The organism is Sphingomonas sp. AC522, assembly GCF_979258125.1.
On the sequence record NZ_OZ409836.1, the window covers coordinates 3,440,685 to 3,452,500 of the forward strand.

Here is an 11,816-nt window from a genome sequence, read left to right on the forward strand (position 1 = left end):
TTCCGGCCGATTGCTGCTAGACGCCTGCTTTGTCGACGTTTCTGCGGGCGTAGAGGAAATATAGCCCCAGCCCGATCAGATTCCAGATGCCGAACAGGATCTGTGTCTCGTGCGGCAAGCTTACAAACAGATATACACAGCCGAAGATCGCGCCGAGCCCGACAAGCCACGCTGCGGGTGTGCGGAAGGGCCTTTCGGCATTGGGCGCACGGCGACGCATCACCAGCAGGCACAGCCCGACCGCGGCGAAAGCAGTCAATGTGCCTGCGTTGGCCAGCGCCGCAATCTGATCGATCGGGAAGAATGCTGCGAAGAACGTCACAACTGAAGCAGTGAAGATCGTGATCCGCACCGGCGTTCCCCGCTTGGAAACCTTGGCGAGACCGGCCGGCAGCATATTGTCACGCGCCATCACGAAGAAGATTCGGCTCTGCCCGTACAGAAACGCAAGGATCACGGTGGGCAGCGCGATCACTGCGCTCGCGGCGAGGAATGCCGCCGCGCCGGGCTGGCCGATCCCGCGCAGGATCAGTGCCAGCGGCTCGGGGCTGTCGGCGAAATTCGTATAGGCCAGCGCCCCCACTGCGGCGACGGCGACGATCATGTAGATCGCCACGCACACCACCATCGAGCCGACGATGCCGATCGCGAGATCGCGTCCCGGATTCTTGGCTTCCTCCGCCGCCGTAGAAATCGCGTCGAAGCCGTAAAACGCGAAGAAGATGATCGCCGCCGCGGCCATCACCCCGCGCTCGACCATCTTGCCATCGGCGCCGGCAACGCTGTGCGCAGCGAACCCGAAGGGCGAGAACGGCTCGAGGTTGGCACCATTGAAATAAGGCAACGCAACCGCGACAAACACCGCCAGCGCGATGATCTTGACCACCACCAGGATCGCATTGAGCGTGGCGCTTTCCTTGGTGCCGACCAGCAGCAGCCCTGCGACCACCGCCACGATAAAGAGCGCGGGCAAGTTGACACCCCATTCGGCAATCCGCCCATCGACCAAGGTCGGCCCATGCGTCAGCGCGTAGGGCAGATGCACGCCGAGCCCGTCGAGGAACCCGGTCGCATAGCCGGACCAGCCGACTGCGACTGTGGCCACCACCAATGTATATTCGGCAAGCAGGCTCCAGCCGACCACCCAGGCGATCACTTCGCCGAGCACGGCATAGCTATAGGTATAGGCGCTGCCCGATGCTGGGATCATCGTCGCCATCTCGGCATAGGCCAGCGCCGCGCACGCGCAGATCGCGCCGGCAATTGCAAAGGAGAGGATGACCGCCGGCCCTGCGCGGTCGGCGCCGACGCCGATCAGCGTCAGGATGCCGGTGCCAACGATCGCGCCGACGCCGAGTGCCACCAGATGCGGCCAGGAAAGCGTCCGCTGAAGCTGATGCTCGGGCGGCCGTTCGTGCGCCGCGACGATCATCTTCAGGCGAAACAGGCTGGCCATCGCATCATCCCCTATTGCGTTGCTGGAAGGTGATAGCGCGACGGCGCGAGCGTGCAATCGTTCATGCCCGGTGCAGCAGCGAAGGCGGACTTGTTACGCCCCCGATCGATGGAGGCTCTCGTGCTGCTCACTGCGCTTGCATTGCTCCTGGCGCTTCCCGAAGACCCCGCGCCCAAGGCCAATCCGCAAATCGATTATGCCGGCTTCGTCACGCTCACCCGTGACGTTCGCGCGCTGCGCGCCGAAAGGCTGCTGAGCTTCGACGCGTTCAAGGCCAAGGCCGCGGAGAAGGGCGCGCTGATCCTCGATGCGCGCTCGGCGGACAAGTTCGCGGCCGGTCACATAAAGGGCGCAGTCAATTTGCCGCTCACCGACTTCACCGCGGAGGCGCTGGCGGAGGTGATCGGCAAGCATGGCGGCCGCCCGATCCTGATTTATTGCAACAATAACTTCTCGAACCATCGCGCTCCCGTCGCCCTCAAATCGGCGGCGCTGGCGCTCAACATCCAGACTTTCATCAATCTGGTGGGATATGGTTATGCAAACGTCTGGGAATTGCGCGACATAGTGGATTTCGAGGATCCAAGGGTTGAATGGGCGAAAGGCTAGCGCAACAATCGCTAAGCCTTCGGACACTTAGCTCCAGCCGCCACCCACGCCCGCGTCAGTTCGCCAAACTCGGCCTGCGTCCCCGGCACCTTCTGCCGCCCTGGCCCCGGATTCCAGCCCCAACCGACCAGGCTGTCATGCGCATTATGCTCGGCAATCTGGGCGAGCGTCTTGCCGCCGTTGCGCCTGCGGTCCTTGATTTGCTCGCAGATCGCGCCGAGCGACTTGCCTTCCCACGCCATTGATTTGGGCGCGAGATGCCATTCGGGATGCCCGGGGATGCTGCCCGTACCGTTGGCGAAGGCGACGTTGCGCGGGCCGTGGCAGGTCGAGCATTCGAGCCCCGGCGCGCCGTGCCCGTCGGGGCCCCGCGTCACCGGCGTGATGTGCGGCACCTGCTTGTCGCCGGAGAGCGGACGATCGGTGCGCGGATGGCAGTTCACGCAGCGCGGATGCTGGATAACCTTGCCCATCTCCTCGAAGATCGCGACTGCGCGCGCATCCTTGTCGGCAATCGCGGCGAAGGCGCTGACTGGCTTGAGCTCCACCACTGCCTGATCGGGCGCTGCGGCAATCGCCAGCGGCAGGATCAGCGCGGCGGCGCCCAGTGCGATGACACCGGCCTTCATGCATTGTCTCCATGGATGAAGGGAAGTCTTCGCACCGATTTGCCCGTCAGCTTGCGCCAAGCATTGGCAACCGCAGGCGCGGCGGGAGGAAGCCCCGGCTCGCCTACGCCTGTGGGACTCTCGGTCGACTTGATGATCGCAACTTCGACCTCGGGCATCTCGCCGATGCGCAGGCTGCGATAGCTGTCGAAATTGCCCTGCTGCACCACCCCACCCTCGCCCAGTACGATTTCGGAATAAAGCGCATGCCCCAGGCCATAGCCGATCCCGCCCTCGATCTGCGCGCGGATGACATTGGGATTGACCGGGATGCCGCAATCCACCGCACACCACACCTTGTGCACTTTCGGCACGCCCTCCGGCCCCACCGAGACTTCGGCGATCTGCGCTACATAAGAGCTGAAGCTCTTCCATGCCGCCACGCCGCGCGCCCTGCCCGCGGGCACCTTGCCGCCCCAGTTCGCGAGTTCGGCGACCTTGGTCAGCGCACCCTTGAGCCGCGCTTCCTTCATCAGCGCGAGCCGCCCCGCGACGGCATCCTTGCCCCCCATCGCCAGCAGTTCGTCGAGGAATGCCTCGACCGCATAGGCCGTGTGGGTATTCCCCACCGATCGCCACCACAGCGTCGGCACGCCGCCGTCCATGATGTGCTGCCCGATATAGCTTGCCGGGAAATGATAGGCATCGGCGATGCCCTCGGTCAGCGAATCGTCGATCCCGTTCTTCACGCCCATCGCCTCCATCGGCGTGTTCTTGAAGAAGCTTTGCGAGGCGACGACCTGTTCCCAGCCGGTGATATTGCCCGCCGCGTCGATCCCGCCGCGCAGCTTGTGCACCGTCAGCGGGCGATAGCGCCCGCCGCGGATATCGTTCTCGCGCATCCAGACATGCTTGACCGGCGCTTTGCCGCCATAGGCCTTGAACGCGCTGGCCGCCTCTATTGCAAACTCCATCGCCGGCGTCGCGCGCCGCCCGAAGCTGCCGCCGGCGAACTGCTCGTGCAACGTCGCATTGGCCATCGGCACGCCGAGCGTCCCGCAGATCGCGCCCAGTTCGCCGACCTGGAACTGGCTGCCCATCCACACGTCGAGCTTGTCGCCGGTCATCTCGATCACCGCATCCAGCGGCTCCATCGGCGCGTGCGCGAGAAAGGGGAAAAGATAGGTCGCTTCGAGCGTCTTGACCGATCCCGCGATCGCGGCACCCGCATCGCCCGCGGCTTCGACCTTGTTGCCCGGCTTGTCCACTGCCTCCGCATAGGTCTTGTAGAGCTGCTCGCTCGTCCGCTTTTCGGCCCTGCCCAGGTCCCAGGTCACGTCGAGCGCCGCGCGGCCCTTCATCGCCGCATAGCTGTCCTTGGCATAGACGACCACGCCCTGCGGCAGCGCCTTGACCGCGAGTACGCCCGGCGTCGCCAGCGCGGCGGCGTCGACGACCTTGCCGACCGTGCCGCCAAATGCCGGCGGATGCAGGATCGCGCTGTGGACCATGCCTGGCCGCTGCACGTCCATCGTGAACATGGCGCTGCCATTGGTCTTCGTAGCGCTGTCGACCTTGGTCAGGTCGGTGCCGATCAGCGTCCACTGGTCGGGGGTCTTGAGAATGGGTTTTTCGGGTGCCTTGAGCGCCGCCGCGTCCGCCGCCAGCTCGCCGAAACTCGCCTTGTTCTTGCCCGAGGAGACAATGCCCTTCGCGACCTTCACGGCCGATACCGGTACGCCCCAACGCTTGGCGCCCGCTTCGGCCAGCATCGCGCGTGCCGCAGCGCCGGCATTGCGCATCTGCATCCAGCTGTTCGAGATCGCCGAGGATCCGCCGGTCCCCATCGTTCCGAAGGCGAGGTTCTTGTAGAGTGCGTCATTAGCCGGCGCGAACTCGACACGGACCTGCGCCCAATCGGCGTCCATCTCGTCCGCCAGGATCGTCGCCAGCCCGGTCGCGGGTCCCTGGCCCATTTCGATATGCTTGATCACCACGGTGACGAGATTGTCCGGAGACACGCGGACGAATGCGTTGGGTGCGAACTGCGGCGCCGCGGCGCTCTTCGCCATCCCGCGCATCGGCAGCGCGAGCCCGAGCACGAGTCCGGAGGATTGGAGCAGGTCACGGCGGGTGGGTAGCGATGCGTTCATGATCAGCCTCCCAACTTCGCGGAGGCGTCGTGGATCGCCTGGCGTATTCGCGTATAGGTCGCGCACCGGCAGATGTTCCCCGCCATCGCACTGTCGATATCCGCGTCGGTCACGCGTTTCTTCTGCGCGAGCAGGCCGATAGCGGACATCACCTGGCCCGACTGGCAGAAGCCGCATTGGGGCACGTCGATCGCCACCCAGGCGCTCTGCACCGCCTCCGCCGTCTTGCCCGCAATGCCTTCGATGGTCGTGACCTTCTTGCCCGAAACCATGCTCACCGGTGTCACGCACGAGCGGCGGCTCTTGCCCTCCAGGTGCACGGTGCACGCCCCGCATTGCGCGATACCACAGCCATATTTGGTGCCGGTAAGGCCCATATGGTCGCGCAGCACCCAGAGCAGCGGCGTCTCGGGATCGCCATCGAAGCGGGTCGGCTTGCCGTTGAGCGTGAAGTCGGTGGCCATCGCATGCTCCCTGGTCGCTTGCTCACAAGCATAGCCACGGAAACGTTCGGGAGCGAAACCAATTTTTGTTAGAGTGCCGCCCAGTCGATCGGGCGGTCCTTGTCGAGGTCACGCGACTGATCGGCCATCGGATATTTGAGGCCCGTCGCGCAATTGAACAGCAACACGCGATCGTCGGGCGAGACCAGCCCCGTGGCCAGCGCCTCGCGCCACGCCGCCAGCGTCGCCCCGCCCTCGGGACATAGCAGCAGCCCGTCCTTGCGTGCGGCATCGTCCACCGCCTGAACGATCGCCGCATCGCTCACCGCCATGGCAAAGCCATTGCTGGCGCGCACTGCGTCGAGGATCAGAAAATCGCCGACCGCCTGCGGCACGCGGATGCCCGCCGCCACGGTATGCGCATTCTCCCAGCGCGTCGCATGCCGTTCGCCCTGCTCCCACGCCCGCACCATCGGCGCGCAGCCCTCGGCCTGCACCGCGACCATCCGGGGCCGCGCGCTACCGGTCCAGCCGAGCGCCTCCATCTCGTCGAATGCCTTCCACATCCCGATCAGCCCGGTGCCGCCACCTGTCGGGTAGAAGATCACGTCGGGAAGCTGCCAGCCGAGCTGCTCGGCAAGCTCGAGCCCCATCGTCTTCTTGCCCTCGATCCGGTACGGCTCCTTGAGCGTCGACAAATCGAACCACCCGCGCTCCTTGGCGCCCTGTCCGACCAGCTTTCCGCACTCGTCGATCAGCCCATTAACGCGGTAGACCCGCGCACCTTGCGCGGCGATCTCGCGGACATTGATTTCGGGTGTATCCGCCGGGCAGAAAATCACTGCCTCGATGCCGGCCCGGCTCGCATAGGCCGCAGCCGCCGCGCCGGCATTGCCGTTGGTCGGCATCGCGATCGTCGTGATGCCCAGTTCCTTGGCCATGGCGATCGCCATCACCAGCCCGCGCGCTTTGAACGATCCCGTCGGCAGCCGGCCTTCATCCTTGACCCACAGGTTCGACGCGCCGTGCTCGGCCGCGACCTTGTCGATTGGAACGATGGGCGTGGCATTCTCGCCCAGGCTGACGACATTCCCGGTGTGCCGCACCGGCAGCAATTCGCGATAGCGCCACAGATCCGCCGGCCGTTCCGCCAGCACTTCCTTGGTCAGCGCTTGTCCCGCACCCGCGAGATCGTACCGCACCAGCAGCGGCCGCCCCACGCGCGAGAGGCCGTGCAATTGATCGGCTTCGTAGCGTTCGCCCGTCATCGAGCATTCGAGATGGGTTACGAAGGTCGCCCGCTCGGCGGTGAGATTGTCATCGTGTCGCATGACGCGGACTTAGGCCTGCGCCGACGCGACGCAAAGCCATTCAAACTTTGGGAGGGTGAAGAATGGTGCGGCCAACGACGCGTGCATCGACCGCCGCCCGGCTGAACAGCATCGGCTGCATCTCGCCCCGGCTCCACGGACCAAATTGGTCGCGATAATGGGGTGAGCGCGGATCGTTCGATTGGCCGGGCAGATTGAGCATCAGCGAATTGTCCCACGCGCCGACATCGATGACCTGCAGATAGCTTGCCCCGCTGCCGACCTGCCAGCCGCCGCGTATCCCGCGCGCCATGACCGTGTAGGAATCGCCGCCCGAAGCCTCCCCCTCGATAGCGGGGAAGGCAGCCGCGATCGCCGGAATTCGCGACAGGGGATGCGCGAGGCGCACCTGGTGCAAAGCGCCCCATCGCCACAACTCGAAATTCGCGCCAAGCCTTTCCTTGGCGTCCTTCCAGGCCGCGGCCAATGCGGCGTCCAAAATAGTATCGCGCGATTTGATCGGATCCGAGCCGAACCGCGCGTCCGGCTTCGCCAGCAGCTCCAACAGCATTGAGGGCGCGATCTCATCCACAAGACCACGCGCCCGCTCCGGCACGATCGCCCGAACCATCCGCGAACCCAGCTCGCGCCAGACCATTTCGAACAATGCAGCCGGCCCGCTATCGGCCGCTACCCGCGCGTTCCAGCCACGCAGCATCGCGATCGCCGGCTGTGCGCCCGCCGAGCCCTGTGCCGGAAGCAACGCGATCAGTTCGCGGGCCGGCTGGGACAGCGTATCATGCTGGAGCGCCACGCTGTCGGCGAGGCTATGCCCCGGTTGCGCGGACAAGACGTCGGCGATCCGCTGATAGCGGTAGGGCTCGCGGAACGAGAAAGCCGGGATGCGGTCGCGCGGCCAACCGGCCGGTAAATTGTTCTGGTTGGCCGACGCGAACCAGCCTTTGGCAGGATTATACTCGCTGGGCAGCTCGCGGAAATCGCGCATCCCGGTCCAGTCATAACGACCATCCCCCGGCACTGGCAGCAGCCCATCGCCCTTGCGGCGGACGGGCGCGAAGCCGATCACTTGCCAGCCATGATATCCCTCGACATCGGCATAATGGAAATTGGTCGGTGAGGGATGGAAGGCAAAGGCATTGCGCAAATCCTTCCAGTCGCGCGCCAGATTGATCGCGATCATCGCGAATGCCCCGCTCGCACCCGGCTGAAGCTCGACCGACGCCAGCACGGTCGCGCGGCGCCGCGAAGCGTCGTGCGAGATCACCGGCCCTTGCACGGCATAGCGCAAGCTCACGGGCCTGGGCGCCCCACCCTTCACCAGAATGCTCGTCTCGACGCGGTCGAATCGCTTCCATTCACCCTGATGGCGATAGCGTTCCGGGTCCTCAGGGTGCAGCTCGAGGACGAACAAATCCTCTTGGTCGATATGGAAGTTGGTCCGGCCAAAGGCGAAGCGATCGGTGTGCCCCTGCATGATCCCCGGCAGCCCCGGCGAACCTGCGCCGACCACATCGAGTCCGGGCGCGCTCAGATGGACGACGTGACGGGGCCCGAACCCGCCAATCCCCAGATGCGGATCGTTGGCAAGGATCGCCCTGCCGGTCGCGCTGCGCTCGGGCCCAACGGTCCACGCATTGCTGCCGGCATTGGCGCGCTCGGCCGGATTGGCTGGCGCAGTGCTAGGAACAAGCGATCCGAACGGCAATCCGCCAAGTCGCAGCACGCCCAGATCGGCCTCCGACACGGCGCTTGCGTCGAGCCCCTCGGGCACGCGCAATGTCCATGCCGGCCGGAGCGGGGCAACCAGGGCGTCGAGATCGAGCAGTCCCATCGCAGCGAGCCGCGCCCGCCGGACTTCGTCGCCGACATTTCCCGCGGATGCGCCACGGGCGAGCACCAGATCGCGCAGCGCCCAACGCATCGGGCGCACGCCGAGAATGCCATATTCGAGCGGTAGCAGACCGGGATCGGCAAGGACCTCATCGATCCGCGCGTTGATCCCGGCGACGTACGCCCGCGCGCAGTCCACCAGCCTGGCCGGCACCCGCGCCAGTTCCTCCTCGAGGCTGCCTTGGTAATGGAAAAGCCGCGCCGCGGCGTCGTGCGCGGCGAAGTCGGCGCCGAACACTTCGGCCAGCCGCCCCATCTCGCGGCGGTGCGCCAGGTCGATCTGGAACAGCCGATCGCGCGCGACGACATAGCCCTGGCCGAAATAAGCATCGGCGATCGAGCCGGCGCGGATGTGCGGCACGCCATAGGGATCGTCGAGGATCTCGATCGGCGCGGCCAGGCCAACCGCCGCGACCCGCCGGCTTCGGACCGCGGAACCGGCATGACCGTCGACGGGCAACAGCGCCACGGCGGCAGCGGAGCCGAGCAGGAACGAGCGGCGGTCTAGCATCGACAATCCCCAGGCATTGGCGCGTGCCAAGGCTAGCCGCATCCGAGCCCTGCGTCGCATGACGAACGCGGATGCGGCCGTAGGGCTAGGCTATATCGGGCAGCAGATGGAAATCCGAAGCGCCAAAACGACAAAAGCCGCCGACCCTAGGGTCAGCGGCTTTTGTAGAATGTCGCGTTGGTTGCGGGAGCAGGATTTGAACCTGCGACCTTCAGGTTATGAGCCTGACGAGCTACCGGGCTGCTCCATCCCGCGACAACGGGGCCCAAATTAATGGGACTTCGCCTTCTGGCATTGTGAATGGGTTCTTCAAAGAAACACTTTCCCGCAAACACCGGCTGCAATGCCTGGCGACGACCTACTCTTCCATCGCTTAAGCGATAGTACCATCGGCGCTGTCTGGTTTCACGGCCGAGTTCGGGATGGGATCGGGTGGGGCACAGACGCTATGGTCACCAAGCAATGAAGCCGGTGTGTGCGGGTAAGGGTTTCAAATCGATGTGCACCTGTATGGCGTATATACAAGCTGCGATTGATCATCCGACCGATGCATTCCGGGCATAGCCCAGAATTGTCATTGATGGTGGAACTCTCAAGCGCGAATAGGACAATTAGTATCGGTTAGCTCCATGCGTTACCGCACTTCCACATCCGATCTATCAAGGTCGTGGTCTCCGACCGTCCTAAGAAATCTTATCTCGAGGGAGGCTTCCCGCTTAGATGCTTTCAGCGGTTATCCCGTCCATACATAGCTACCCTGCTGCGCCGTTGGCACGACGACAGGTACACCAGAGGTATGTTCAACCCGGTCCTCTCGTACTAGGGTCAACTCCTCTCAAATTTCGACGCCCACGGCAGATAGGGACCAAACTGTCTCGCGACGTTCTGAACCCAGCTCACGTACCACTTTAATTGGCGAACAGCCAAACCCTTGGGACCTGCTCCAGCCCCAGGATGTGATGAGCCGACATCGAGGTGCCAAACAACCCCGTCGATATGAGCTCTTGGGGGTTATCAGCCTGTTATCCCCGGCGTACCTTTTATCCGTTGAGCGATGGCCCTTCCACGAGGGACCACCGGATCACTATGACCGACTTTCGTCTCTGCTCGACTTGTCAGTCTCGCAGTCAGGCTGGCTTATGCCATTGCACTCTAACAGCCGGTTTCCAACCGGCCTGAGCCAACCTTCGCGCGCCTCCGTTACTCTTTAGGAGGCGACCGCCCCAGTCAAACTACCCGCCACAGAGGGTCCCTGAGCCAGTTTCATGGCTCGAGGTTAGACATCAGAAAACAACAGGGTGGTATTTCACATTGCGGCTCCACCACGGCTGGCGCCATGGCTTCAAAGCCTCCCACCTATTCTACACAGTTCCTTCCTAATGCCACTCTGAAGCTGCAGTAAAGGTGCACGGGGTCTTTCCGTCTAACCGCGGGTACTCCGCATCTTCACGGAGAATTCAATTTCGCTGAGCATGTCCTGGAGACAGTGGGGAAGTCGTTACGCCATTCGTGCAGGTCGGAACTTACCCGACAAGGAATTTCGCTACCTTAGGACCGTTATAGTTACGGCCGCCGTTTACCTGGGCTTCATTTCGGAGCTTGCACCCCTCCACTTAACCTTCAGGCACCGGGCAGGCGTCAGGCCCTATACGTCGTCTTGAAGCCGACTTAGCAGAGCCCTGTGTTTTTGCTAAACAGTCGCTACCCCCTGGCCTGTGCCCCCAACAAGAGCTTGCGCCTATGTTGGGCCTCCTTCTTCCGAAGGTACGGAGGCAATTTGCCGAGTTCCTTCAGGACACTTCTCTCAAGCGCCTTGGTATACTCTACCTGACCACCTGTGTCGGTTTCGGGTACGGTCTATACGGTGGGGCTATTTCCCGGGACCCCTTCGAAGCATGTCCAATCCGATAAGGACATACAACACACGGGATCCGTCACACACCACCAGGCCCACGAATATTAACGTGGTTCCCATCGACTACCCCCTTCGGGCTCGTCTTAGGGGCCGGCTCACCCTGCGCGGATTAGCCTTGCGCAGGAACCCTTGGTCTTTCGGCGAGAGGGCATCTCACCCTCTTTATCGCTACTCATGTCTGCATTCGCACTTCCGATACCTCCACAGCCCATTACCAGACTGCTTCAACGGCTTACGGAACGCTCCGCTACCACGTGCCAAATCTCGAAGAAATGGTCACATCCTAAGCTTCGGTGCATCACTTTAGCCCCGTTACATCTTCGCCGCAGGAACCCTTATTTAGACCAGTGAGCTGTTACGCTTTCTTTAAAGGATGGCTGCTTCTAAGCCAACCTCCTGGTTGTTTTGGGATTCCCACATGCTTTCCCACTTAGTGATGACTTGGGGACCTTAGCTGTAGGTCAGGGCTGTTTCCCTTTTGACGACGGACCTTAGCACCCGCCGTCTGTCTCCCGCATAGTACTCATAGGTATTCGGAGTTTGGTTAGGTTTGGTAGATCTCGCGACCCCCTAGCCCATCCAGTGCTCTACCCCCTATGGTATTCGTGCGAGGCACTACCTCAATAGTTTTCGCGGAGAACCAGCTATTTCCCGGCTTGATTGGCCTTTCACCCCTAAACACAACTCATCCGGTAACTTTTCAACGTTAATCGGTTCGGACCTCCAGTGAGTGTTACCTCACCTTCATCCTGGTCATGCCTAGATCGCCGGGTTTCGGGTCTAATACACCAAACTAAATCGCCCTATTCAGACTCGCTTTCGCTGCGCCTACACCTAACGGCTTAAGCTTGCTTGGTACATTAAGTCACAGACCCATTATGCAAGAGGTACGCGGTCACC

At 63.1% G+C, this 11,816-nt stretch carries 7 protein-coding genes, 1 tRNA gene and 2 rRNA genes (1 of these 10 only partly in view); 1 reads left to right on the forward strand and 9 read right to left on the reverse strand.

Going from position 1 to position 11,816, the window contains the following annotated elements; translation table 11 throughout:
- Positions 1 to 16 precede the first annotated feature (16 nt).
- Complete coding sequence (locus tag ACZZZM_RS17260; protein ID WP_463596307.1) at positions 17 to 1,456, reverse strand: amino acid permease; 1,440 nt, start codon at positions 1,454 to 1,456, stop codon at positions 17 to 19.
- A gap of 108 nt (positions 1,457 to 1,564) precedes the next feature.
- On the opposite strand from ACZZZM_RS17260, the gene ACZZZM_RS17265 reads away from it, so the two are divergent.
- Entirely contained in the window at positions 1,565 to 2,065 is a 501-nt protein-coding gene (locus tag ACZZZM_RS17265) for a rhodanese-like domain-containing protein (RefSeq protein WP_463596308.1), read from the forward strand.
- A gap of 11 nt (positions 2,066 to 2,076) precedes the next feature.
- On the opposite strand, the gene ACZZZM_RS17270 is transcribed toward ACZZZM_RS17265, so the two are convergent.
- The 8 genes from ACZZZM_RS17270 to ACZZZM_RS17305 form a co-directional block, all read right to left on the reverse strand.
- Positions 2,077 to 2,694, reverse strand: a complete 618-nt coding sequence (locus ACZZZM_RS17270; protein ID WP_463596309.1) for an Isoquinoline 1-oxidoreductase subunit — start codon at positions 2,692 to 2,694, stop codon at positions 2,077 to 2,079.
- Positions 2,691 to 4,826, reverse strand: coding sequence for a xanthine dehydrogenase family protein molybdopterin-binding subunit (locus ACZZZM_RS17275; protein WP_463596310.1), 2,136 nt, complete (start codon positions 4,824 to 4,826; stop codon positions 2,691 to 2,693). The genes ACZZZM_RS17270 and ACZZZM_RS17275 overlap by 4 nt, the downstream gene beginning before the upstream one ends.
- Before the next feature lie 2 nt (positions 4,827 to 4,828).
- Complete coding sequence (locus ACZZZM_RS17280; RefSeq protein ID WP_463596311.1) at positions 4,829 to 5,290, reverse strand: (2Fe-2S)-binding protein; 462 nt, start codon at positions 5,288 to 5,290, stop codon at positions 4,829 to 4,831.
- Between the two features lie 68 nt (positions 5,291 to 5,358).
- A complete protein-coding gene (locus ACZZZM_RS17285) occupies positions 5,359 to 6,600 on the reverse strand; it encodes a threonine synthase (RefSeq protein ID WP_463596312.1) in 1,242 nt (413 codons plus the stop codon).
- Between the two features lie 40 nt (positions 6,601 to 6,640).
- Positions 6,641 to 9,061 (reverse strand): penicillin acylase family protein, encoded by a 2,421-nt coding sequence (locus ACZZZM_RS17290; RefSeq protein ID WP_463596313.1) that lies wholly within the window; start codon positions 9,059 to 9,061, stop codon positions 6,641 to 6,643.
- 118 nt (positions 9,062 to 9,179) lie between these two features.
- Positions 9,180 to 9,256, reverse strand: a tRNA-Met gene (locus tag ACZZZM_RS17295).
- Between the two features lie 90 nt (positions 9,257 to 9,346).
- A 5S ribosomal RNA gene (gene rrf, locus ACZZZM_RS17300) occupies positions 9,347 to 9,461 on the reverse strand.
- Between the two features lie 131 nt (positions 9,462 to 9,592).
- Positions 9,593 to 11,816 (reverse strand): 23S ribosomal RNA (locus ACZZZM_RS17305); it runs 580 nt beyond the window's last position.